Annotated in this window: 23 protein-coding genes; 14 read left to right on the plus strand and 9 right to left on the minus strand. The window is 71.1% G+C overall.

Annotated elements, in window-relative coordinates; genetic code table 11:
• Positions 1-19: 19 nt before the first annotated feature.
• Positions 20-1171, plus strand: a complete 1152-nt coding sequence (ispG, locus tag AB0O93_RS12175; protein WP_197272961.1) for a flavodoxin-dependent (E)-4-hydroxy-3-methylbut-2-enyl-diphosphate synthase — start codon at positions 20-22, stop codon at positions 1169-1171.
• 36 nt (positions 1172-1207) lie between these two features.
• Here the strand turns inward: ispG and AB0O93_RS12180 are convergent, their stop codons facing one another.
• The 4 genes from AB0O93_RS12180 to AB0O93_RS12195 form a co-directional block, all read right to left on the minus strand.
• Positions 1208-2227: a 1-aminocyclopropane-1-carboxylate deaminase gene (locus AB0O93_RS12180; protein ID WP_363343674.1), complete on the minus strand. Its 1020-nt coding sequence runs from the start codon at positions 2225-2227 to the stop codon at positions 1208-1210.
• Positions 2224-2934 (minus strand): GntR family transcriptional regulator, encoded by a 711-nt coding sequence (locus AB0O93_RS12185; RefSeq protein WP_363343676.1) that lies wholly within the window; start codon positions 2932-2934, stop codon positions 2224-2226. The genes AB0O93_RS12180 and AB0O93_RS12185 overlap by 4 nt, the downstream gene beginning before the upstream one ends.
• 360 nt (positions 2935-3294) lie before the next feature.
• Positions 3295-3927 (minus strand): pyroglutamyl-peptidase I, encoded by a 633-nt coding sequence (gene pcp / locus AB0O93_RS12190; RefSeq protein WP_363343677.1) that lies wholly within the window; start codon positions 3925-3927, stop codon positions 3295-3297.
• A 20-nt stretch (positions 3928-3947) separates the two neighbouring features.
• Positions 3948-4745 carry an NADH:ubiquinone oxidoreductase subunit 4 (chain M) gene (locus AB0O93_RS12195; protein WP_363343679.1) on the minus strand — a complete coding sequence of 266 codons (798 nt, stop codon included), beginning with the start codon at positions 4743-4745 and terminating at the stop codon, positions 3948-3950.
• Between the two features lie 58 nt (positions 4746-4803).
• Here AB0O93_RS12195 and AB0O93_RS12200 point away from each other — a divergent pair, with 58 nt between their 5' ends.
• Positions 4804-6558 (plus strand): proline--tRNA ligase, encoded by a 1755-nt coding sequence (locus tag AB0O93_RS12200; protein WP_363343681.1) that lies wholly within the window; start codon positions 4804-4806, stop codon positions 6556-6558.
• A 22-nt stretch (positions 6559-6580) separates the two neighbouring features.
• Here AB0O93_RS12200 and AB0O93_RS12205 read toward each other — a convergent pair whose 3' ends face one another.
• Both AB0O93_RS12205 and AB0O93_RS12210 read right to left on the minus strand, forming a co-directional pair.
• On the minus strand, positions 6581-7384 hold the full coding sequence (locus AB0O93_RS12205) for a DUF1206 domain-containing protein (RefSeq protein ID WP_363343683.1): 804 nt from the start codon (positions 7382-7384) through the stop codon (positions 6581-6583).
• Positions 7385-7408: 24 nt separating this feature from the next.
• Complete coding sequence (locus AB0O93_RS12210) at positions 7409-8944, minus strand: alanine/glycine:cation symporter family protein (RefSeq protein WP_363343685.1); 1536 nt, start codon at positions 8942-8944, stop codon at positions 7409-7411.
• 84 nt (positions 8945-9028) lie between these two features.
• On the opposite strand from AB0O93_RS12210, the gene AB0O93_RS12215 reads away from it, so the two are divergent.
• From AB0O93_RS12215 to rbfA, 5 genes are all read left to right on the plus strand, one after another.
• Positions 9029-10906 (plus strand): lipase family protein, encoded by a 1878-nt coding sequence (locus AB0O93_RS12215; protein ID WP_363343686.1) that lies wholly within the window; start codon positions 9029-9031, stop codon positions 10904-10906.
• 108 nt (positions 10907-11014) lie between these two features.
• On the plus strand, positions 11015-12001 hold the full coding sequence (gene nusA, locus AB0O93_RS12220) for a transcription termination factor NusA (protein ID WP_363343688.1): 987 nt from the start codon (positions 11015-11017) through the stop codon (positions 11999-12001).
• Between the two features lie 74 nt (positions 12002-12075).
• Positions 12076-12315 carry a YlxR family protein gene (locus tag AB0O93_RS12225; protein ID WP_363343866.1) on the plus strand — a complete coding sequence of 80 codons (240 nt, stop codon included), beginning with the start codon at positions 12076-12078 and terminating at the stop codon, positions 12313-12315.
• A gap of 113 nt (positions 12316-12428) precedes the next feature.
• The gene (gene infB, locus AB0O93_RS12230) at positions 12429-15188 is read left to right on the plus strand and encodes a translation initiation factor IF-2 (RefSeq protein WP_363343868.1); all 2760 of its coding nucleotides are present in this window, start codon (positions 12429-12431) and stop codon (positions 15186-15188) included.
• A 71-nt stretch (positions 15189-15259) separates the two neighbouring features.
• The gene (gene rbfA, locus AB0O93_RS12235) at positions 15260-15691 is read left to right on the plus strand and encodes a 30S ribosome-binding factor RbfA (RefSeq protein WP_363343690.1); all 432 of its coding nucleotides are present in this window, start codon (positions 15260-15262) and stop codon (positions 15689-15691) included.
• Positions 15692-15709: 18 nt separating this feature from the next.
• Here the strand turns inward: rbfA and AB0O93_RS12240 are convergent, their stop codons facing one another.
• Complete coding sequence (locus tag AB0O93_RS12240; RefSeq protein ID WP_363343692.1) at positions 15710-16576, minus strand: A/G-specific adenine glycosylase; 867 nt, start codon at positions 16574-16576, stop codon at positions 15710-15712.
• Between the two features lie 50 nt (positions 16577-16626).
• On the opposite strand from AB0O93_RS12240, the gene truB reads away from it, so the two are divergent.
• From truB to AB0O93_RS12260, 4 genes are read left to right on the plus strand one after another with little or no spacing between them, the layout of a single operon-like run.
• On the plus strand, positions 16627-17514 hold the full coding sequence (gene truB, locus AB0O93_RS12245) for a tRNA pseudouridine(55) synthase TruB (RefSeq protein ID WP_363343694.1): 888 nt from the start codon (positions 16627-16629) through the stop codon (positions 17512-17514).
• Positions 17511-17879, plus strand: coding sequence for a hypothetical protein (locus AB0O93_RS12250; RefSeq protein WP_363343696.1), 369 nt, complete (start codon positions 17511-17513; stop codon positions 17877-17879). The genes truB and AB0O93_RS12250 overlap by 4 nt, the downstream gene beginning before the upstream one ends.
• A 43-nt stretch (positions 17880-17922) precedes the next feature.
• Positions 17923-18360 carry a hypothetical protein gene (locus tag AB0O93_RS12255; RefSeq protein WP_363343698.1) on the plus strand — a complete coding sequence of 146 codons (438 nt, stop codon included), beginning with the start codon at positions 17923-17925 and terminating at the stop codon, positions 18358-18360.
• The gene (locus AB0O93_RS12260) at positions 18357-19325 is read left to right on the plus strand and encodes a bifunctional riboflavin kinase/FAD synthetase (protein ID WP_363343700.1); all 969 of its coding nucleotides are present in this window, start codon (positions 18357-18359) and stop codon (positions 19323-19325) included. Before AB0O93_RS12255 ends, AB0O93_RS12260 begins: the two co-directional genes overlap by 4 nt.
• Positions 19326-19350: 25 nt before the next feature.
• Here AB0O93_RS12260 and deoC read toward each other — a convergent pair whose 3' ends face one another.
• Together deoC and AB0O93_RS12270 are read right to left on the minus strand one after the other, a co-directional pair.
• Complete coding sequence (deoC, locus tag AB0O93_RS12265; RefSeq protein WP_363343702.1) at positions 19351-20064, minus strand: deoxyribose-phosphate aldolase; 714 nt, start codon at positions 20062-20064, stop codon at positions 19351-19353.
• 2 nt (positions 20065-20066) lie between these two features.
• The gene (locus tag AB0O93_RS12270) at positions 20067-20810 is read right to left on the minus strand and encodes an NRDE family protein (protein ID WP_363343704.1); all 744 of its coding nucleotides are present in this window, start codon (positions 20808-20810) and stop codon (positions 20067-20069) included.
• 44 nt (positions 20811-20854) lie between these two features.
• On the opposite strand from AB0O93_RS12270, the gene coaBC reads away from it, so the two are divergent.
• The 3 genes from coaBC (at position 20855) to AB0O93_RS12285 (ending at position 23798) form a co-directional block, all read left to right on the plus strand.
• Positions 20855-22114, plus strand: coding sequence for a bifunctional phosphopantothenoylcysteine decarboxylase/phosphopantothenate--cysteine ligase CoaBC (gene coaBC / locus AB0O93_RS12275; RefSeq protein ID WP_363343706.1), 1260 nt, complete (start codon positions 20855-20857; stop codon positions 22112-22114).
• Positions 22115-22197: 83 nt separating this feature from the next.
• Positions 22198-23085, plus strand: coding sequence for a glycerophosphodiester phosphodiesterase family protein (locus AB0O93_RS12280; protein WP_363343708.1), 888 nt, complete (start codon positions 22198-22200; stop codon positions 23083-23085).
• A gap of 68 nt (positions 23086-23153) precedes the next feature.
• Entirely contained in the window at positions 23154-23798 is a 645-nt protein-coding gene (locus AB0O93_RS12285; protein ID WP_363343710.1) for a hypothetical protein, read from the plus strand.
• Positions 23799-23901 lie beyond the last annotated feature (103 nt).

Genomic DNA, 23901 nt, shown 5'->3' on the forward strand with positions numbered 1-23901 from the left:
CGCCGCGTAGGCTGTGGTCGTGCCCGCTGTGAATCTGGGGATGCCGAAGGCTCCTGAAACCCTCGCCCCGCGTCGCAAGACCCGACAGATCAAGGTCGGCAAGGTGCTCGTCGGAGGCGACGCCCCCGTCAGTGTCCAGTCGATGACCACGACGCCCACCACCGACATCAATGCGACCCTGCAGCAGATCGCCGAGCTGACGGCATCCGGCTGCGAGATCGTGCGCGTCGCCGTGCCGTCGCAGGACGACGCCGATGTGCTGCACATCATCGCGAAGAAGAGCCAGATCCCGGTCATCGCCGACATCCACTTCCAGCCGAAGTACGTCTTCCAGGCGATCGACGCCGGATGCGGCGCCGTGCGTGTCAACCCGGGCAACATCCGGAAGTTCGACGATCAGGTCGGCGCCATCGCCGCGGCGGCGAAGGCCGCGAACGTCTCGCTGCGCATCGGTGTGAACGCCGGGTCGCTCGACCGCCGCCTTCTCGAGAAGTACGGCAAGGCCACGCCAGAGGCCCTCGTGGAGAGTGCCGTGTGGGAGGCGTCGCTGTTCGAGGAGCACGACTTCCACGACTTCAAGATCTCCGTCAAGCACAACGACCCGATCGTCATGGTCAAGGCCTACCGGCAGCTCGCCGAGCGCGGCGACTGGCCGCTCCACCTGGGCGTCACCGAGGCCGGACCTGCGTTCCAGGGCACCATCAAGAGCGCCACGGCCTTCGGCATCCTGCTCTCCGAGGGCATCGGCGACACCATCCGCGTTTCGCTGTCGGCGCCGCCGGCCGAGGAGGTCAAGGTCGGCCATCAGATCCTGCAGTCGCTGAACCTCCGCGAACGCAAGCTCGAGATCGTGTCGTGCCCCTCCTGCGGGCGCGCCCAGGTCGATGTCTACACCCTGGCCGACAACGTCACCGAGGGGCTCAAAGACATGACCGTGCCCCTGCGCGTGGCCGTCATGGGGTGCGTCGTCAACGGCCCGGGAGAGGCCCGCGAGGCCGATCTCGGTGTCGCCAGCGGCAACGGCAAGGGCCAGATCTTCGTCAAGGGCGAGGTCATCAAGACCGTGCCCGAGGCCGAGATCGTGCAGACCCTGATCGAAGAGGCCAACCGGATCGCCGCGGAGATGGGGCCGGACGCTCCTCTCGGGACCGCCCAGGTCGTCACCTCCTGACCCGGGCGGCCGCGGGCTCTCAGCCCTCGAGGGGGCTCACGGCCAGAGCGAGTGGTACGCGTTGATCGCGGGCTGTCCGCCGAGGTGCGCGTAGAGGACGGTGGAGTCCTTCGGGATGTCTCCCGAGGAGACGAGGTCGATCAGGCCCGCGAGGGACTTGCCCTCGTAGACCGGGTCGGTGATCATCGCCTCCAGCTGCGCGCCGAGGGCCATGGCCTCCATCGTCGAATCGACCGGGAGCCCGTAGAGCTCTCCCGCCCAGCCCTCGAGCACCTGGATCTCGTCGTCGCGCAGGTCCCGGCCGAGCTCGATGAGCGCGGCGGTGTTGCGGGCGATCCGGGCCACCTGGTCGCGGGTCTTCTCCAGCGTCGCCGAGGCGTCGATCCCGAGGATGCGGCGGCGGATGCCGGTGAGGTCCTCGAGCGCGGCGAATCCCGCGATCATGCCCGCGTGGGTCGACCCGGTCACGGTGCACACCACGATCGTGTCGAAGGTCAGCCCGAGCTCCGTCTCCTGCGCGGCCACTTCGAAGGCCCAGTTGGCGAATCCGAGGCCCCCGAGTCGGTGCTCCGAGGCGCCGGCGGGAATCGGGTAGGGCGTGCCGCCGGCATCCTCCACGTCGGCGAGAGCCTCTTTCCAGGAATCCCGGATGCCGATGTCGAAGCCCGCATCGTCCAGTCGGGAGTCCGCGCCCATCATGCGCGAGAGGAGGATGTTGCCCACGCGATCGTTGGTGGGGTCATCCCACGGGACCCACTTCTCCTGCACGAGACGGGCCTTCAGTCCCAGGTGCGCGGCGACCGCGGCGACCTGACGGGTGTGGTTGGACTGGTAGCCGCCGATCGAGACCAGCGTGTCGGCGCCGGAGGCGAGGATGTCGGGGACGATGTACTCGAGCTTTCGGATCTTGTTGCCGCCGTAGGCGAGCCCGCTGGAGACATCCTCGCGTTTGGCCCAGATCTCCGCGCCGCCGAGATGCTGCGTGAGGCGCTTGAGGTGCTGAAGGGGACTCGGTCCGAAGGTCAGGGGGTAGCGCGGGTGCTGCTCGATGTTCACGGGGTGTCTCCTCCGGTGGGGGTCGGGGTGGTGGTGGCTGTGTGGGCGGCGGAGCTGAGGGACGAAGCGGTGGGCGCGAGGGTCTGCCAGATCGCGGCGGCGCAGCGGCCTGCGAGCTCGACGTCGCCTCGCTCGCAGAGGTCGATGAGTTCGGCGTGGCGCTCGACGGAGCTCCGTCCTTCGTGCGATGCGAAGCGCAGACGCTCCGCGCGCTCGAGGACCGGTTCATAGGTCGCCAGGACCGCGGAGAGTGCGGCGTTTCCGCACCGCTCGACGGCGACGGCGTGGAATTCGGCATCCGCCGTGAGAGCCGCGTCGACGTCGCCGCGGAGCTGAGCATCGGCGAAGGCGGCGTTGGCGCTGCGCATCCGGTCGATGTCTTCCGGTGTGATGCGCGGAATCGCGCTCTCGAGGGCCTGCCGGTGAAGCGCGCCCACAACTTCCTGTGCGTCGCGGACGGCTGCGGCATCAAGCGGGGCGACCACGGTGGAGCGTCCCGGTGTCGCCTGCACGAGACCGGCGCGGGAGAGCGCGAGCAGCGCCTCGCGCACCGGGGTCCGGCTCACCCCGAGCCACGCCGCGATGTCGGCGTCGCGTAGCTGCTCCTCGGGCGCGAGGGTTCCGTCGACGATCGCGTCGCGCACACGGGCGTAGACGTCGTCGCGCAGGAGCGCGCGAGGGGGGAGCGGGATCGCGGGAAATGGCATGCAATATATTGCATACTGCGTGGGGTGCGGGTGTCAAACCCGCGGCTCACGTACCTGCCTATCGGCGCGCCGAACTCCGCAGATTCGGCGGCGTCGGGCAGGGATCCGGCCGATCCGGGCCGAATCGGGCCGGATCGGAGGAGTTCGGTACGGGGAGCGGCAGCACCCCTGTCGAGCGGCGGCGCGGCGGTGGCCGGGGTGCCGAGCGGCGGGGGCAGGCGGTGCGGAGCCTCGGGGGCAGGCGAGGGGCGGGTCGAACTCCTCAGATTCGGCGGGTTCGGGCGGGGATCCGGTGGATCCGGGCCGGTTCGGGCCGGATCGGAGGAGTTCGGTACGGCGAGCCCGGGGGAGAGCGGAGGGTCAGCTGAGGGCGCCGCCGACGAGGGGCGGGTCGACGGGGGCGCGGAGCGTCGTCTCGAGTGCGAGCGCCAGCGCGTGGGCGACGTCGGCCGTCGAGACCACGGCGTCCGCACGATGATCGGTCGTCCACGGGACGTGCACGAACCCGGCGCGCGCGCCCGCCACCCCGGCTGTGGCGTGGAGCGCATGGAACATCACGTGATTGCAGACGAACGTTCCCGCCGAATGAGAGACGGATGCCGGCACCCCCGCCGCCCGGAGGTCGGCGACGATCGCCTTCACCGGCAGGGTCGCGAAGAACGCCGCGGGGGCTCCGGGCACGCTCGCGGCGTCGATCGGCTGCGCCCCGTCGTTGTCCGGGATGCGCGCATCCGCGAGGTTCACGGCGATCCGCTCGGGGGTGATGGTGTCGCGGTCGCCGGCGAGGCCCGTGGCGATGACGACGTCGGGGCGTTGCTCGTCGATCAGGGAGCGGAGAGCGGCGGCGGCACCGCCGAACGAGACCGGGAGGATCGCGGTGACGAGCTCGGCAGGGCCGCTCCAGGATGCCGCCAGCAGCCGGACCGCGTCACCGGACGGGTTGGCCGCGTCACCGGCGAAAGGGACGAATCCGGTGACGAGCGCGCGGGTCATCACCTCAGCGTACGCGCGCCTCAGCGCCAGTCGAGGTCGGTGCGGATGCGCTCGCGGACGTCGACGTAGTCGGGCAGATCCCAGAAGAACAGGATCTTCTCCGCGACCGGCGAATCCGCAGCGGGCTCGTCCTCGAGGACGAACGCCTGGAAGGTCTCGGCGAAGTCCTCCACGACGTTCGTGGCCGCGTAGTCCGAGACGAAGTCGTCGGGATACGCCTCGAAGAGAGCCTCGCCGCTCTCGGCGTCGGTGTCGTCGGGGCCCGGCGCGAGATCTCCGTAGGCGACCCAGAACGCCTCGTCGAAGGCGAAGAGGGCGGAGGATGCGGCGACGCACCCCTCGTCGATCCAGAACGTCGCGCAGTCGTCGGCATCCGGATCCGCGTCCGCCACTCCGAGGCTCAGGATGTGGCCGTACTCGTGGATGAGGGTCGAGACCAGCAGGTCCTCGTCGTCGGCGTAGGCGATGTTGGCCGCGAGGGTCCAGAGGTTCGGGTCGTCGTCGCGGTGGACGTAGGCCATCGTGTCGCTGTCGGGCGCATCGCCGACGCGATACTCCGACATGGCCTCCGCCGCGAACGCGGGGGTTGCGACGCGGACGAACAGGTCCCACACCCGCTGCGCGTCGGTGCCCGGCTCGGGCACGGGTGCGCCGTCGAGGGAGATCTCGTACACCCGCACGTCGCCGAAGTCCTCGTCCGCCTCGAGCGGAGCGGCGTCACCGGCCGGGCGGAGCAGGACGAGGACGGCGACCGCGACGACGATCACCGCTGCGAGCAGCGCGGCGACCGCCGAGATCAGCACCACACGCGCACGCACGGCGTCAGCGTAGCGCTTCCGCGCGGGGCGGTCGGCTGCGCGCGTAGACTCGTCGCTCGTGGTCACCCGTCTGTCGAACTTCTTCCTCCGCACCCTCCGTGAAGACCCGGCCGATGCCGAGGTCACCAGTCATCGGCTGCTCGTGCGCGCCGGATACATCCGCCGTGCCGCGCCCGGCATCTTCACCTGGCTGCCGCTGGGCCTGAAGGTCAAGGCCAAGATCGAGGCCGTCATCCGCGACGAGATGGCGGCGGCAGGCGCGTTCGAAGTGCACTTCCCGGCGCTGCTGCCGCGGGAGCCGTACGAGCAGTCGGGACGCTGGACCTCCTACGGCGACGGCATCTTCCGCCTGCAGGACCGCAAGGGCGCCGACTATCTGCTCGCCCCGACCCACGAGGAGATGTTCACCCTCCTGGTGAAGGACCTCTATGCGTCGTACAAGGACCTGCCGCTGACGATCTTCCAGATCCAGGACAAGTACCGCGACGAGGCCCGACCGCGCGCCGGACTCCTGCGCGGTCGCGAGTTCACGATGAAGGACGCCTACTCGTTCGACTACACCGACGCGGGACAGGATGCCTCGTACCAGGCGCAGCGCGACGCCTACGAACGCATCTTCCAGCGCCTGGGCCTGGAGTACGTCATCGTCGCCGCCGACAACGGACTCATGGGCGGTGCGCGCAGCGAGGAATTCCTCCACCCCACTCCCGTGGGCGAGGACACCTTCGTCCGTTCCGCCGGCGGGTACGCCGCCAACGTGGAGGCTTTCACGACGGTCGTCCCCGACGCGCTCCCGATCGACGGTCTTCCCGAGCCGCAGATCTTCGATTCACCCGACACCCCCACGATCGACACGCTCGTCGCGCACGTCAACGCCCACCTCGACGGCGAGTACACCGCCGCCGACACGCTGAAGAACGTCGTGCTGGCCCTCACCCATCTCGACGGCACGCGCGAACTCGTGGTGGTCGGCCTCCCGGGTGACCGGGGCGTGGACGACAAGCGCGCCGAGGTCGCCTTCGCACCGGCGGCGGTCGAGCCTGCCACCCCGGAGGACTTCGAGCGGCATCCGCTCCTGGTCAAGGGCTACATCGGCCCGTGGTCGCCGACCGGACCCGTCCTGGGCGAGGAGTCGGCCACCGGCATCCGCTACCTGCTCGACCCGCGCGTGGTCGACGGGACGTCCTGGATCACGGGCGCGAACATCGACCAGAAGCACGTGCACTCCCTCGTGTTCGGCCGCGACTTCGTCGCCGACGGTGTCGTCGAGGTCGCCGACGTTCTGCCGGGCGACCCGGCACCCGACGGATCCGGGCCCGTCGAACTCGCCCGCGGCATGGAGATCGGTCACGTCTTCGCCCTCGGTCGGTTCTTCGCCGAGACGCTCGGGCTGAAGGTCCTCGACGAGAACGGCAAGCTCGTCACCGTCACGATGGGCTCCTACGGCATCGGCGTGACCCGCATCCTCGCGATCCTCGCCGAGCTGAACAACGACGCGAAGGGCCTGGTGTGGCCGGAGTCGGTCGCGCCGTTCGACGTGCACGTCATCGCCACGGGGAAGGATGCCGCGGCCTTCGATCTGGCCACGAGGCTCGCCGCCGACCTCGAGGCCGCCGGACGCGACGTCCTCTACGACGACCGACCCAAGGTGTCGCCCGGGGTGAAGTTCGCCGACGCCGAGCTCATCGGCGTCCCGCGGATCGTCATCGTCGGTCGCGGTGCCGCCGACGGACAGGTCGAGCTGTGGGATCGGCGCACGGGCGAGCGCGAGGTCGTCGCGGCGGCCGAGGCCCTGCGGGTGCTGGCGGGCTGATCGAGCCCGGACCCCGCACCGATCAGATGTCGGCGTACCGCGTGCGGGCGAAGAGGAACAGTGCGTAAGCGAGGAAGCCCGCTCCGACGGCGCCTCCCAGCCACGAGCCGAACGGCAGGGCGATAAGGGCCTCCACGGCACCGTCGAACCCGCCCGCGTAGGATCCGTCGACGGTGACGGCGGCCATCGTCAGCAGCACCCCGACGATGCCGAGGGCGATCCCCTTGGCGATGTACCCGACGACACCGAGGCCGATCACCGCCCCACCGAGGACGCCGTCGGGGATGACCATGAACGGTCGGAAGCGGGTGAGGACACCCATCACCGCGAACGCGACGCCGCTGCCGAAGACCGTGAGGCCGATCACCCCGAGCAGCCACGGCCCCCCGGGCATCTGCAGCAGTGCCGTACTGGCCTGCTGCAGCGACCGGTCTCCCTGCGGGCGCGCGCCGAGCGCGATCGCGCCGGCGATGAACCCGAGAGCGAGGTAGATGACCGCCTTTCCCCACTCGACCGCGCGCCGCCGCCATTTCGCCACCGAGCTGCGGTCGCGGATGAGCAGGCCCTCCACGACGTAGTAGACCCCGAGGGCGGTGACGGCGACGACGAGCGCCCACAGCGCGAAGAGTCCGAAGGGTGCGGCGGCGAGGGCCTTGAAGGCCCCGGCCTGGTCGGATTCCCCCTCGCCGCCGAAGACGACGACCAGGATGATCGCACCCATCAGCAGGTGGACGAGACCGTTTCCGGCGAAGCCGGCGCGCGCCGCCCACCGCACCGGAGTGGATTCCTCCACGGACCGGGCAGCGCGCTTGGCCTCACGTCTCATCTCATAGACGCTAGGCCCTTCGGCTCAGGAGCCCGCGCGTCCCGCCGCCCCGTGCAGGTGGTCCCGGTGCTTCGCCGACTGTCGGCGACGGGTCGGCAGGTCGATGGGTCCCGTGACGGAGAGCTCGTCCTCCCATACCTCGATGTTCTTCACATCCGGCATCAGGTCGCGGGTGAACACGGGGTCGCGTCCCTCACGCCGTTGCCGCGTGTAGTCCTTCAGGAGCCGGAACGCGATCCCCGAGAGCAGACCGATGGCGACGAGGTTGACGAGCGCCATGAAGCCCATGGCGCCGTCGGCGAAGGTCCAGATCGCACCCGTGGAGACCAGGGCGCCCACGAGGACGGCGAGGACCGCCACGACCCGATAGCCGGTCAGCACCGCACGGCTGCCGGTGATGAACTCGATGTTCGACTCTCCGTAGTAGTAGTTGCCGAGGATGGAGCTGAAGGCGAGGAGGAAGATGATGATGCTCAGCACCACGTTCGACCACTCGCCCAGGGTGCCGACCACGGCACCCTGGGTCAGCCCGATCCCCTGCGTGGCCCCGGCGAGGTCGGGGACGGAGACCAGGATGATGAACGCGGTGATCGAGCAGACGAGGAAGGTGTCGAAGTAGACCCCCAGGGTCTGCACGAGGCCCTGCTTGACGGGGTGGGTGACGGCGGCGGAGGCCCCGGCGTTCGGGGCGGATCCGAGACCGGCCTCGTTGGAGAACATGCCGCGGCGCACACCGGTGAGGATGATGTACCCGAGGGTGGCGGCTACGACCTCGTTGTAGCCGAAGGCGGAGGTGAAGATCTCGGCGATGACCGCCGGGATCCGGTCCGCGTGGATGACGACGATGACGATGCCGAGGACGAGGTAGAGGATCGCCATGGCGGGGACCAGCGTCTGGGTGACGGAGGCGATGCGGCGGACGCCGCCGAAGACGACCAGGGCCATGAGGACCGCGAGGCCGATGCCGGTGGCCCACGGCAGCCACGTCGAGGCGGACTCGTCGAAGCTGCCCGCGAGCGTCGCCTGGATCGTGTTCGCCTGCAGGGACGAGAAGGCGAGGGGGAAGCAGATGATGAGGATGACGGCGAAGACGATGCCCATCCACCGTGCGCGGAGGCCGCGCTGCATGTAGTACGCCGGGCCGCCGCGGAAGCCGTCCTTGTCGCGGGTCTTGTACAGCTGCGCGAGCGACGACTCGATGAAGGCCGACGCGCCGCCGACGAACGCCATCAGCCACATCCAGAAGATCGCGCCCGGTCCGCCGAGCGCGATCGCCGTCCCGACGCCGGCGATGTTGCCGACGCCGACACGGGAGGCGGCGGAGATCGTGAACGCCTGGAACGCCGACACCGACTGCGGCTCGCCCGATTCGGTCCGGGGCGTCTTGTCGGTCAGCGTCCGGAACATCTCCGGGATGAGCCGGAACTGCACGACGCCCGACCGGAACGTGAAGTAGAGCCCGAGGAGGACGACGACCGGCAGAACGATCCAGGTCCAGAGGTTGTCGCCCCACGTCGCCATCCAGTCGGTGAGGGCGTCCACGTCGATCAGCTGATCCATCGGCCCAGTATGGCGCTCCGGCGCGTGCGCGCAACACCTTTCCGCGCAGCGATCCGCGGCGTCCCGCGCACGTAGCATGGACCGGTGAGACGCGAACGCAAGGATCGTCCCGCGTCGAGGTGGAGTGTCCTCCCGCGACTCGTCGCCGATGCCCCGCCCGCGGTCACCCTCGTCGTCGGTGCGGTCGTGCTGATCCTGGCGCTGCTGATCATCACCCGGCCGCTGACCTCGCTGGTCCTCCTCACGGTGTACGTCGGTGTGAGCGTCGTCCTCTCCGGCATCAGCGAGGTCGTCCGGTCGACGGATGCCGGGGCGCTGCCGCGGCGTCTCTTCGGCGGCGCCTGGATCGTGGTGGGGCTGGCCCTCCTGATCGGACTCGGACGGACGCTGGAGGAGCTGCCCGGCATCCTCGCCGTCCTCCTCGTTCTGGCCGGTCTCGCCTCCCTCTTCGACGCGATCACGCAGGGATCCGTCAGCGAACGGGTCCTCGCCACCGCGTGGGGCGGCGCGCAGATCGTCTTCGGCATCCTCGCCCTCACGTGGCCGGACGTGACCCTGCTCGTGGTCGCGATCGTCTTCGGCGTGCGCTCAGCGGTGTTCGGTGTGACCCTGATCGTTCGGGGGCTGCGCGGCTTCGGCCCGGGCTCCGGCGGGCGGCGGGCGGTGTCGGACGCGTTCACCGCGCCGCCGGCGCATCGCGACGCCCCCTCGCGCTCGGCGCGCCGGTGGCGGGCGACCGGTCGGTTCGCGCTCTCGGCTGTGCTGGTGATCCTCGCCTCCGGCAGCTGGTATCTCGGCAGCTGGATCCAGAGCGGCGCGCCCGTGGTCGACGCCTTCTACGATCCTCCCGCGGTCGTCCCCTACGACAACGGCCGATTGATCCGCTCGGATGCCTTCGCCGGACAGTCCCCGCCCGGGGGAGACGTGCAGCGGATCCTCTACACGACCCGGGACGCCCTGGGCCGTCCGGCGGTGGCGAGCGCGCTCGTGATCACCCCCACCGAGTCGCGTCCGGGAGCACGCCCGGTGGTGGTCTGGAACCACGGCACGACGGGCGTCGCCCGGGGCTGCGCGCCGAGCCTCCGGGACGCCTCCGCGACCCACTGGGCGATTCCGGGGCTCAACGACGCCCTCGAGCGGGGATGGGTCGTGGTGGCCTCCGACTACTCCGGCCAGGGAGCACCGGGCGTCTTCCCCTACCTCATCGGGCGTGGCGAGGCCCGGTCGTCCCTCGACGCGGTGCAGGCCGCGAGGGAACTGGACGGTGTGGCGCTGTCGCGCTCCACGGTGGCCTGGGGGCACTCGCAGGGGGGACACGCAGCCCTGTGGATGGCGGAGATCGCCGCCGACTACGCCCCCGACATCGACCTCCTCGGCGCCGCGGTCCTCGCCCCCGTCACCGACCCGCTGGAACTCGCCGACGAGGTGACGCGCAATGTCGCCACGGCCGAGTTGTCGATCATCAGCTCGTGGGTCCTCGTGCCCTACGCCGACACGTACGACGACGTCGACCTGTCCCGATACGTCGCGCCCGGCGCGCAGACGCTCGTGCGCGAGATGACGCAGCGGTGCCCCACCGAGCCGGGCGTGATCGTCTCGGTGGCCACCGCGCTCGGCGTCTCGGAGGACAGTCCTCTGTTCCCCGCCGACCTCACCACGGGCCCCCTCGGGGCGCGGCTGGCCGAGAACGCGGCCACGGGACCGTGGGACGTGCCGATCCTGGTCGCGTGGGGCGATGCGGACGAGGTCATCCCCGCGCGTCTCCAGGAGGGATTCGTGGAGCGGGCGTGCGCGCAGGGTGACGAGGTGCGCTGGGCCGTCTACGCCGGATACGACCACCTCGCCACGGTCCTGCCCCGCTCGCGCTTCCTGCCCGTCCTGATCTCGTGGACCGACGCGCTGTTCACGGGGCGGGACGCGCCCACGGACGACTGCGCGCGCTACGCCGACGCCGCTCCCTGACCGCGGCCCGTCGACCGGCCCCCGATGCCTTCCACCCCGGCATCCGGTAACGTAATGGGGTTCCGGCCGCTATCTCGGGTCGGTGAGAGCTGAATACGGAGGCCCCCTGTGGACATCGATCTCGGACTGCTGCGAACGGTCGAGCGTGAGAAGGAGATCCCCTTCGACGAGCTCGTCAGGATCATCGAGCAGGCGATCCTCACCGCCTACGCCAAGCACACCTCGCCCGATGGAGAGCTGCCCGCGGGCGCCCGGGCTGAACTGAATCGCAAGACCGGCCACGTCGCCGTGTTCGTCCCGGTCCTCGACGAGGACGACGCCGTCGTCGGCGAAGAGGAGTCCACACCGGAGAACTTCGGTCGTATCGCTGCTTTCGCCGCGAAGCAGGTCATCAGCCAGCGTCTGCGCGACATCGCCGACGACGCTGTGCTGGGGGAGTTCCGCGGCAAGGAGGGCGACATCGTCGCCGGCACCGTCCAGCAGGGCCCCAATCCCCGCATGGTCCACGTCGATCTCGGCACGGTAGAGGCGATCCTCCCGCCCGAGGAGCAGGTGCCGGGCGAGGACTACGCCCACGGTTCGCGTCTGCGCGTCTACGTCACCTCGGTGTCCAAGGGGAACAAGGGGCCGCAGATCACGGTCTCGCGCACGCACCCCGGTCTCGTGCGCAAGCTGTTCGCCCTCGAGGTCCCCGAGATCCCCGCGGGTCTGGTCGAGATCGTCTCCCTCGCGCGGGAGGCGGGACACCGCACGAAGATCGCGGTCAAGGCGAACGACTCCACGATCAACGCGAAGGGCGCGTGCATCGGCGAGCTCGGACGCCGCGTGCGCGCGGTGACGGAGGAGCTCGGCGGGGAGAAGATCGACATCGTCGACTACGCCGCCGACCTCCCGACGTTCGTCGCGAACGCGCTGTCGCCCGCGAAGGTCACCTCCAGCTTCGTGCTGGACGCCTCGACCAAGGCGGTTCGCGCGCTCGTGCCCGACTACCAGTTGTCCCTCGCCATCGGCAAGGAGGGTCAGAACGCGCGTCTGGCCGCCAAGCTCACCGGCGCCAAGATCGACATCCAACCCGACTCCATCCTGGAGTCGTGACCTTCTTCCGCGCCGGACGCGCTCCGCACCCGGCGCGGGGTCAGGGAGCGAGGTGTACCATGGAGCCCGTACGAATGTGCGTCGCGTGTCGCGCACGCGTCCCTCGGACCGCCCTCCTTCGGGTGGTCGCCCACGAATCCGTCCTCGTCATCGATGAGCGTGCGGTGCTGCCGGGCCGGGGCGCATGGGTCCACGCGTCGAGTGCGTGCATGGGTGTCGCCGTGAAACGGCGGGCGTTCGTGCGTGCGCTCCGTGTGTCAGGGCCACTTGACACGCAGACCATCGAAGAGCACCTACAGCAAGACAAAGGCTGAACGGCTATGGAAACAAAGTGAACGGCTCGAAATGAGTCCCGTCCGCGACTAATGGTCTGCCCTGTGTGGGGTGGACCCCAGACAGGAGAATTGTGGCAAACGCCAAACCACGCGTGCACGAGATCGCTTCCGAACTCGGCGTCGACAGCAAGGTCGCCCTCGCCAAGCTCAAGGAGCTCGGCGAGTTCGTGAAGAGTCCGTCGTCCACCATCGAACCCCCGGTGGCCCGGAAGCTCCGCGCCGCCCTCGAAGCCGATGGAGCGGGTGGCTCGTCCGCCGCTCCGGCCCCGGCGGCGAAGCCCGCCGGACGCCCCGGCCCCGCCCGTCCCGCCGCGCGCCCCGGCCCGGCCGCCCCGAAGCCCGCCGAGGCCGCTCCGGCGGCGACCCCGGCGCCCAAGCCCGCTGCCGCGACGCCGGCCGCGCCCGCTCCGGCGGCACCCGACGCGACTCCGTCGGCTCCCGCGAAGCCGGCCGCCGACGCGACCCCGGCCCCCACGGCCGGTCCCAAGCCCGGTCCCGGCGCGCCCGCCGCACCGGCGGCTCCCCGCCCCGGCGGCACGCCCCGCCCGGGCAACAACCCCTTCTCCTCGCAGCAGGGGATGGGCCAGCGTCCGGCCGGCCCCCGTCCGGGCAACAACCCGTTCTCGTCCCAGCAGGGCATGGGCCAGCGCCCGAGCCCCGGGAACATCCCCCGCCCGCAGGCTCCGCGTCCGGGTGCTCCGCGTCCGGGTGCTCCCGGCGGGCGTCCCGGTCGCCCCGGAGGCGGCGGCGGGCGTCCCGGTGCGCCGTTCCAGCAGCGTCCGGGCGGCCCGGGTCGCCCCGGCGGTGCCGGCGGCGGCTTCCAGCGTCCCGGTGGCGCACCGGGCGGCGGTTTCGCCGGTCGTCCCGGTGGCGGCGGCGGTCGTGGCCGTGGCCCCGGCGGGGGCACCGCCGGTGCCTTCGGTAAGGGCGGCGGCAAGTCCAAGCAGCGCAAGTCGCGTCGGGCGAAGCGTCAAGAATTCGAGATGAGGGATGCCCCGCAGGTCGGCGGCGTCAATGTCCAGAAGGGCAACGGCGAGATCATCCGCCTGCGTCGCGGTGCCTCGATCTCGGACTTCGCCGACAAGCTCGAGGCGATCCGCGGCTACACCGTGCAGCCCGGCACGCTCGTGACGATCCTCTTCAACCTCGGCGAGATGGCCACGGCCACCGAGTCGCTGGACGAGGCGACGTTCGAGGTCCTCGGTGAGGAGCTCGGCTACAAGATCCAGATGGTCTCGCCCGAGGACGAGGACAAGGAGCTCCTGGAGGGCTTCGGCCTCGACCTCGAGGCCGAGCTGGAGGCTGAGAGCGAGGACGACCTCGAGATCCGTCCCCCGGTCGTCACCGTCATGGGTCACGTCGACCACGGAAAGACGCGACTGCTCGACGCCATCCGCCAGACCAACGTCGTGGCCGGCGAGGCCGGCGGCATCACCCAGCACATCGGTGCCTACCAGGTGTGGACCGAGCACGAGGAGATCGAGCGCGCCATCACCTTCATCGACACCCCGGGTCACGAGGCGTTCACCGCCATGCGTGCCCGTGGTGCGCAGGTGACGGACCTTGCGATCCTCGTGGTCGCCGCCGACGACGGCATCATGCCCCAGACGGTGGAGGCGCTGAACCACGCCCAGGCGGCGAACGTGCCGATCGTGGTCGCGGTCAACAAGGTCGACAAGCCCGACGCCAACCCGGCGAAGGTCCGCCAGCAGCTCACCGAGTACGGTCTGGTCGCCGAGGAGTACGGCGGCGACGTCATGTTCGTCGACGTCTCGGCGCGTCAGGGGACGGGCATCCAGGACCTCCTGGACGCCGTGCTCCTCACGGCGGACGCCGGGCTCGACCTCACGGCCAACCCGAACAAGGCAGCCCGCGGTGTCGCGATCGAGGCGAAGCTCGACAAGGGCCGCGGTTCCGTCGCGACGGTGCTGATCCAGTCGGGAACACTCCGCGTCGGCGACGCGATCGTCGCCGGAACGGCCTACGGCCGCGTCCGCGCGATGATCGACGAGAACGGCGACCCGGTGGACGAGGCGTACCCGTCGCGTCCGGTCCAGGTGCAGGGACTGAACTCCGTGCCCCGCGCCGGCGACACCTTCATCGTCACCGAGGAGGACCGCACCGCGCGTCAGATCGCCGAGAAGCGCGAGGCCGCCGAGCGCAACGCGCAGCTGGCCAAGGCCCGCAAGCGCATCTCGCTCGAGGACTTCACCCGTGCGCTGGAAGAGGGCAAGGTCGAGTCGCTCAACCTCATCATCAAGGGTGACGTCTCGGGTGCCGTCGAGGCGCTGGAGGAGTCGCTGCTGAAGATCGAGGTGGACGATTCGGTCCAGCTCCGCATCATCCACCGCGGCGTCGGCGCGATCACCGAGTCGGACATCAACCTGGCCACGATCGACAACGCGATCGTGATCGGCTTCAACGTCCGTCCCGACACCAAGGCGCGCGAGCGCGCGGCCCGCGAGGGCGTGGACGTCCGGTTCTACTCGGTCATCTACAACGCGATCGACGACGTCGAGCAGTCGCTCACGGGCATGCTCAAGCCGGAGTTCGAAGAAGTCCAGTCGGGCGTGGCCGAGATCCGCGAGGTGTTCCGCTCCTCCAAGTTCGGCAACATCGCCGGTGTCATCGTCCGCTCCGGCACGATCACGCGCAACGCCAAGGCGCGCGTCATCCGCGACGGCGTCGTGATCGCCGACGGGCTCGCCATCGAGTCGCTGCGCCGCTTCAAGGACGACGTCACTGAGGTCCGCACGGACTTCGAGGCCGGAATCGGACTGGGCAAGTACAACGACATCCAGATCGGCGACGAGATCGAGACCACCGAGATGGTGGAGAAGCCGCGAGGCTGATCCTCTCCCCACAGGGGCGCCCGCGTATCCGTAAGGGGCGGGCGCCCCTGCTCCGTTCGAAAGGAACACACATGGCCGGCGAACGTCAGGCACGCCTCGGAGACCGCATCCGCGTCATCCTCGCCGAACGTCTCGAGAAGGGGCTGCGCGACCCGCGGCTCGGCTTCGTCACGATCACGGATGTCCGGGTGACCGGAGATCTCCAGCACGCCTCCGTCTTCTACACCGTCCTCGGCTCCGAGGAGGATCGGGAAGGCTCCGCGGCGGCGCTGAAGGCGGCGACCGGAATGCTCCGATCCGAGGTCGGCAAGCACCTGAACACGCGGCTGACGCCGTCGCTGGAGTTCATCCTCGACGGCATCCCCGAGAACGCCGGTCACATCGAGGACCTCCTGCGCGCGGCGCGGGAACGGGATCAGGCCGTCGCCGGACTCGCGGCGTCCGCAACGCCGGCGGGTGAGGCGGACCCGTACATCAAGCCCCGCGTCGACGACGAGGACTGATCCGACTGCGCGGCTGTCTCATCGGGGCAGCCGCGCCCGGTCCGCCACGACCTCCACGAGGCCGTCGGCGATGAGCGAATCGATCGCGCGGTCGCGTTGCCGGGCATCGGGCCACTCCGCCAGCAGCGCGGCGAGCTCGACCTCTTCCGGGGCTGCGCCCCGCAGGATACCGAGCACCGCGCCCCGCGCGTGGCGGTCGCTGCCCTCGTAGCGCGCCTGTCGGCGACGCAGATCGGGCGACGCGGGGAAGCCGTCGGCGCGCCATCGACAGCTCTCCGCGAGCGGGCACGCGTCGCACCGCGGAGACCGCGCCGTGCAGACGGTCGCGCCGAGCTCCATCGCCGCGGCGTTGACGATCGCGGCTTCCGCGCGGTCCTCCGGAAGGATCCCCTCCATACGGGCCAGGTCTCCCCGTGCCGGAGGACCGGGCTGCGCCCGCCCCTCGAGGACACGGGCGAGCACGCGACGGGTGTTCGTGTCGACCACCGGATGCCGGTCTCCGTAGGCGAAAACCGCCACCGCCCGTGCCGTGTAGTCGCCGATGCCGCTGAGGGCGAGGAGCGCGTCGACGTCCCGGGGCACGACGCCGTCGTGCCGGTCGCGGACCTGTACCGCCGCGCGGTGCAGCCACAGCGCCCGACGGGGGTAGCCGAGGTTCGCCCACTGTGCGACGGCGTCCCCCGGCGCGGCCGCGGCGAGCGCGGCGGCATCCGGCCATCGGGACAGCCAGGCCTCCAGGTGCGGGATGACGCGCGCGACCGGTGTCTGCTGGAGCATGAACTCGCTCACCAGGATGCCCCAGGCTCCGAAGCCGTCGCGACGCCACGGCAGGTCGCGGGCGTTCTCGCGGTACCAGGCGATGAGGGGAGGTGCGAGTGCGGACATCCCCACGAGCCTAAGCTGGAGAGCATGCCAGTGGATCCCGGGGACGAGCGATGACGGCCGGCGGAATCCTGCTGGTGGACAAGCCCGGCGGCATCACCAGCCACGATGTGGTCGCCTACGCCCGCCGCGCGCTGGGCACACGCAAGGTCGGTCACGCCGGGACGCTCGACCCGATGGCGACGGGGCTGCTGGTCGTCGGCGTCGACGCGGCGACGCGGCTGCTCACCTACGTCGTCGGCCTCGACAAGACATACGAGGCCACCATCCGGCTGGGAGAGGCGACGACCACCGACGACGCGGAGGGAGAGCAGACCGCGCAGACGGATGCGGCGTCCCTCACCGCATCGCAGATCGAGGCTGCGCTGCCGCCCCTGCGGGGTGCGATCTCGCAGGTACCGAGCACCTTCTCCGCGATCAAGGTCGACGGGCGGCGCGCCTACGATCTGGCGCGCGCCGGTGAGGACGTGCAGCTGAAGTCACGCGAGGTCACCGTGTCGCGCCTCGAGGTCATCGCAGAGCGCCGACACGGTGCCGTGGTCGACCTCGATGTCGTCGTCGACTGCTCCAGCGGCACCTACATCCGTGCTCTCGCCCGCGATCTCGGAGCGGCCCTCGGGGTCGGCGGGCACCTCACCGCCCTGCGCCGCACGCGGATCGGTCCCTTCTCCGTGACGGATGCGGTGAGCGTGGACGACATCGACCGGGACCGCCTCCACCCTCCCGAGGCCACCGCCGCCGAGGTGCTGGGCCGATTCGACGTCACCGGGGAGGAGGCCCGGGACCTCCGTCACGGCAAGCGCCTCTCCGGTGCCGCCGAGCGTCTCCCGTCATCTCCGATCGCCGCCGTCGCCCCTGATGGGGCTCTGGTGGGGATCGTCGAGCGCCGCGGAGCCGATGTGAAGAGCGTGATGAACATGCCCGAAGGAGACAGTGCATGATCCTGTGGTTCACCCTCGCCCAGGTGGTGCTCGCCGTCGCGGCGGGGTTGTTCTGCGTCATCGCCGGCCTCGCCGGTCGTCGCCCGAGCGATCTGAGCGTCGGGTCCCTCGCCCTGGTGGAGCTGCTGCTGATCGTGCAGATCGTCGCGGCGATCATCGCCCCCTTCGCCGGGAACCCGCCCTCGGGGAGCGCCCTGGAGTTCTGGGTCTACCTGGTCTCGGCCGCGCTCCTTCCGCTGGCCGCCGTGGCCTGGGCACTGCTCGAGCGGAGCCGGTGGAGCACGGTCATCATGGGTGTCGCCGCCCTCTCGGTCGCCGTCATGGTGTGGCGGATGCAGGTGATCTGGACCGTCCAGGTCGCGTGAGCGGAGTCCGCCCGGCGCCCGCCGCGCCTAGGATCGAAAGGTCATGAGCGCCTCCTCCCGTCCTCGCATGAGCGGCATCGGCCGCGTCCTGGTCATCGTCTACGCGGTGATGGCCCTCGCCGCGACCGGTCGCTCGTTCGTCCAGATCGTCGAGCGCTTCTACGAGGCGCCGCTGGCGTACGCCCTGTCGGCCCTCGCCGCGCTCGTCTACATCCTCGCCACGCTCGCGCTCGTCTTCGCCGGGTCCGCGCGATGGTACGTCGTGGCGTGGGTCGCGATCGTCTTCGAGCTGGTGGGTGTGCTCGTCATCGGCACGCTGAGCCTTGTCCTCCCCGCCCTCTTCGCGCACCCGACGGTGTGGTCGGGCTTCGGGTACGGCTACCTCTTCATCCCGCTCGTGCTGCCCTTCCTGGGCCTGTGGTGGCTGATCACGCACCGCCCCGGCGTCCGCGTGCAGCACGCCGCAGAGGTCGCCGCGTGATCGTCTTCCGCGATCCAGCGGAGGTGCCCCGCGACTTCGGTCCGTCCGTCGTGGCCATCGGCAAGTTCGACGGCGTGCACACCGGCCACCGCGCCGTGATCGACCGTGCGCGTGTGGACGCCGCCGCCGCGGGAGCCCGCGTGGTGGCCGTCACGTTCGACCGGAACCCGCTGGCCGTCCTCCGCCCCGACCTCTGCCCCGACTCCCTCGTCGGACCGGAGCAGAAGCTGCGTCTCCTCGCCGAGGCCGGTGTCGATGCGACCCTCATGCTCACCTTCGACGAGAAGCTCGCGGCGCTTCCCGCACGGGCCTTCGTCGAGCACGTCCTCGTCGGTGCGCTCGCGGTGCGCCTGGTGATGGTCGGCAGCGACTTCCGCTTCGGTCGCGGCGGTTCCGGTGACCCGGAGCTCCTTCGCGAGCTCGGCGCCGAACTCGGATTCGACGTCGAGATCGTCGACGATGTGCGCGCGGCGGATGCCGGGCGACGCGTCTCGTCCACGTGGGTGCGCGAGCTCCTCGCCGACGGAGCCGTCGAGAACGCCGCCCGGGTCCTCGGCCGTCCGCACGCGGTGCGCGCGGAGGTCGTCCACGGACTCAAGCGCGGTCGCGCGCTCGGCTATCCCACCGCGAACCTCGCCGCCGACCTCGAAGGGTTCGTCCCCGCCGACGGTGTCTACGCGGGATGGCTGGTCGATCACGGGGCGCGCGGGGGTTCCGGCGGGCTGCGGAGCAGCATCCGTTATCCCGCGGCGATCAGCGTCGGGACGAACCCCACCTTCGACGATGTCCCGGTCCGGCAGGTGGAGGCCTACGTCCTCGACGAGACCGACCTCGACCTGTACGGCCACGTGGTCGACGTGCAGTTCGTCGCCCGCATCCGCGGCATGCAGGCCTTCGACGGCATCGACGCCCTCATCGCGCAGATGGGCCAGGACGTGGCAGACGTGCGGGCGGCGCTGGGCTGAGTCCGCGCCGCCCGGTCCGGGATCCTCAGTAGGAGGAGTCGTCCACCGCGCCGGTCGCGACGGCGCCCTCGTCGACGGCGCGCGCCTCCGCGAGGATCGTCGCGGAGGCACTCGTGCCGAGGCGCGTCGCACCGGCATCCAGCATCGCGACGGCCGTGTCGAGGCTCCGCACGCCGCCGGAGGCCTTGACCTGTACGGCCTCGCCGACATTCGCGCGCATCAGACGGATGTGCTCCACGGTCGCGCCCCCACCGGCGAACCCGGTGGAGGTCTTGACGAAGTCGGCGCCGGCGGCTTCGGACGCGCGGCAGGCCCGCACGATCGCGTCGTCATCGAGGTACGAGGTCTCGAAGATCACCTTGACGATGTGCCCGTCGGCGGCGGCGACCACCGCCCGGATGTCCGCCTCGACCTCGGCGTCCATCCCCGAGAGGAGCCAGCCGATGTTCAGGACCATGTCGAGCTCGCTCGCGCCGTCGGCCAGCGCCTGGCGCACCTCGGCGACCTTCGTCGCGGTGGAGGTCGTGCCGTGCGGGAAGCCGATGACGGTGCCGACGGCCACGCCGGTCCCGGCGAGACGCTCCACGGCGTGCGGGATGTCGGAGGGGCGCACGCACACGCTGAACACGCCCCACTGCGCGGCGATGTCGAGCTCGGCGTCGACGGCGGCGCGGGTGAAATCGGGCTTGAGGATCGCGTGGTCGATTGCGGCGGCGATCTGGTCATGCGTATACGTCATGGTCAAAGCCTACGTTCGGGCGGGAGCAGCCGCACCCGTCCCCACGCCGCCGGTGCCGGCAGCTCCCCGTAGCGGACGTCCGCGCCGTCCGCGTCGACCGACGCGACGCAGACGAGCAGTGACTGCGTCGGGTACCCGTGGGGGCGGTTGTCGCGGACGATCGCGTCGTCGTCGTCGGCAGGGGCGAGGCGGGCGCTGGTGTCGAGGACGTCCAGCCACGGCTCCCACCACGCGTCGCCCGCGGCGGGTGGTGCCGAGCGGAAGGCGTCCAGCCAGCGGGCGATCCGCGGTGTGGCGGGGTCGTCGAGATCATCGTGGGCGATCATGTGGGTCCCCGGGGGAATCGCTGTCTCACGTTCGGCGATCCCGTTCCACTGGAGCAGGCGCGCCTCCCGGGCGGCGACGTCGACGAGGTTGAACCCGTGCGTGCGGGGCGGGTCCGTCCACCGCCCGCCGGCCGCGCGCGCGAGGACGAGGCCGCCGCGAGAGGCGGGGGAGGGGTCGGCGAGCGTCTCGGCGCGGTTCAGGAGGACCGCCACACGCCCGGCGTCGACGTCGGCGGCCAGCCACGCCCCGCCGGCACGGACGTCCTGCACCCCGACGAGCGCGGGGTGCGTCTGCGGCCACCACGGTCCGAGCGGTCTCCACGGGCGCTGCGGATCCTCGTCGCGGATCGCCAGCAGCCGGACCGCGCGATCGTGTGCGGGCGCGTCCGGCTCGGGAACGCGGATCACCACCGTGCACACGGGGAAACCTCCGAGGCCGGGGCGGAACGTGCCAAGATCGGAACGTGTTCGTCGTGGTGGGAGTGACGGGCGGCATCGCCGCCTACAAGGCCGTCGCCGTCGTCCGCGCGTTCGTTCAGGACGGGCACGACGTCCATGTCATCCCGACGCCGGATGCGCTCCGCTTCGTCGGCACCGCGACGTGGGAGGCGATCAGTCGGAACCCCGTGACCACCTCCGTCCACGACGATGTCGCGCGTGTGCGTCATGTGTCCCTCGGTCAGTCGGCCGATCTGATCGTGATCGCCCCGGCCACGGCGAATTCGCTCGCGAAGATGACGGCCGGCCTCGCGGACGATCTCCTCGGGACGACCCTACTGGCCACCACCGCACCGGTGGTCGTGGCCCCCGCGATGCACACCGAGATGTGGCGGCATCCGGCCACCCAGCACAACATCGGCATCCTGCGCGGTCGCGGTGTCGAGGTCATCGGGCCCGAGGACGGCCCGCTGACCGGCGGGGACAGCGGTCCCGGGCGGATGTCGGAACCCGACGTGATCGTCGCGGCTGCGCTCGCGGCGGTCGGTTCCCCCGCCGACGCCGGCGCGTCCGGGGCGGCAGTCGAGCGCGGAGGCGACCTGCAGGGCCTCCGCGTCGTCGTGAGCGCCGGCGGGACGCGGGAGCCGATCGACCCGGTCCGATTCCTCGGCAATCGCTCGAGCGGTCGCCAGGGCGTCGCGGTCGCCTGCGCGGCCGCCGATCGCGGAGCCGAGGTCACCCTCGTCGCCGCCCACATCGACGCCGACGTTCTGGCTGCGGCATCCGCGTCGTCGCGGGTCCGGATCGTCCGGGCGGGGACGGCGGCCGAGCTCGGAGACGCGGTCCGCGAGGCCGCGGTGGGGGCGGACGTGATCGTCATGGCCGCCGCGGTGGCCGACTACCGCGTCGCGGAGGTGTCCGCGCGCAAGCTCGCGAAGGAGCAGGCCGACGGTCCCGACATCTCGCTTCGGCTCGTCCAGACCGACGACATCCTCGCCGGTCTCGCTTCCGGCCGCGCTCCCGGACAGACGATCGTCGGCTTCGCCGCCGAGACCCCCGCGCCCGACGAGACGCTGCTCGAGCGCGGTGGGCGCAAGGCCGTCCGCAAGGGCGCCGATCTCCTGGCCGTGAATCGCGTCGGGTGGACCGAGGGGTTCGAGGTCGACGCCAACGCGGTGCTCCTCCTCGATCGGCGCGGCGAGCTCGTGGCCGAGGCTCGGGGGGACAAGCGTGCCGTCGCCGACGCACTGTGGGACGGCATCCGGAAAATCCGCGTCGAAAGGTAACGAAAAGGTAACGACCTGGGCTAGGGTGATCGCACCCGCACGTCCGGCCCATCGACGCCGATGGGACGACCCGAAGGACGCCCATGCCGCACGATCCTGCGCGCGACCGACTCGCCTCGCTCGTCGTCGCCTGTGCCCTCGCCGCCGTCGCGGTCGTCGTCGCCGTCGTCGGGGCGAGTCCTGCGCGGGTGAGCGCCGGAGAGCTGCTCGGGGACACGCGCGATCCCGGGGAGGCGGCGTTCATCGCCAGTCATCGAGGCGGCGCGGCTGTCGCGCCGGAGAACACCCTCGAGGCGGTCCGGATCGCCCTGGATGCCGGGTTCTCCTACGTCGAGGTCGACGTCGGACGCACCGCCGACGGGCATCCCGTCCTCCTCCACGACGCCACGGTGGACCGCACGACCGACGGCAGCGGCCGGCTCGACGCGCTCGACCTCGCCGAGGTGCGCTCCCTCGACGCCGGATCCTGGTACGCGCCGGAGTTCGTCGGCGCCCGCGTCCCGACGCTCGAGGAGTTCCTCGACGTCCTCGTCGGAACCGACGTCCGCGCGCTCCTCGAGCTGAAGGGGGAGTGGGACCAAGCGGGGGTGACGCGGGTGCTCGGCGCGATCCGCGACCGCGCCCTCGAGCACCGCGTCGCGACGGCGAGCTTCGACGCGACCGCGCTCGCCCACGTCGCCGCGCAGTCCGACACCGTCCACCGGATGCTGATCCTCCGCCGTCTGCCGGATGACGCGGCCCGTGCTGCGGCCGAGGCGGGGGTCCGAGCCCTGATCGTGGACCGGGCCGCGGTCGTCGAGCAGCCCGCCGTCGTCGACGAGCTGCACGATGCCGGCATCCGGATCGTCGTCTACACCCTCAACACCGATCGCGACTGGGACGAGGTCACCGCGCTCGGGGTCGACGGCATCATCACCGACGATCCCTTCACCCTCTCGGACTGGCAGGAGGGCGTCGCGCTTTCCCGCTGACGCGGGGCGTCGCCGCGGGCCGACGCGCTCCGGGACGTAGGCTCGCCTCCGGAGTGTTCGGAGGTCTCATGATCCAGGTCCGTCGTCGGCGCCGCGCCGCGCCCGTGCTGATCGCGGCCGGCGTCCTGCTCGCCGTCCTCACCGGGTGCCAGCCGGAGCCGGTCGGCGCCACCGCCACGCCCGCCCCCACTCCGACCGCATCCGTCGCCCCTCCTGCGGAGACCTCAGAGCCGACCGCCGAGCCGACGGAGACCGCACCCGCCGCGGCGCTTCCCGGAGAGTGCGCAGCGCTCTACTCCGAGGGGATGCGCGCATCGCTCGAGGCGGCCGTGCCGCCGGCGAACGACCCCGTGGTGACGATGCTGTCCTCGCAGAACGCCCAGTTGGCGGAGCTCCTCGCCTCCGGCATCCCGGTGCTGCGGTGCACGTGGGGCGGTGCCGAAGGGCCGGGCATCGCCACGACCGTCGCGTCGATCGAGCCGGCGCAGGCGGATGCCGCGCGCGCCGTCATGGCCGAGTCGGCGATCGGCTGCGAGAGCATCGGCGACGCCGATCTGTGCCGCATCGAGCGCCGGGGGATCACCCTCGACGACGTCGAGTACGTCAGCGGCGAGGATCACCTCTTCGCCGACGGGCTGTGGGTCGCCACCAGCTGGATCGACGTCCTCCCCGAGGGGTACTCCGCCGACATCGCCGCGCAGCTGTGGGGATGAGGACGGGTCGCGTCCGCTAGACTCTACGCCGGGGGCTGCCACGCGACGCCGCACCGCGCCAAGCGCGGGCCCGCGGCATCCGGCGACACACCCCCTCCCGCGT

This window comes from Microbacterium sp. NPDC077184, from assembly GCF_040687055.1.
In the GTDB taxonomy this organism is placed as follows: Bacteria; Actinomycetota; Actinomycetes; order Actinomycetales; family Microbacteriaceae; genus Microbacterium.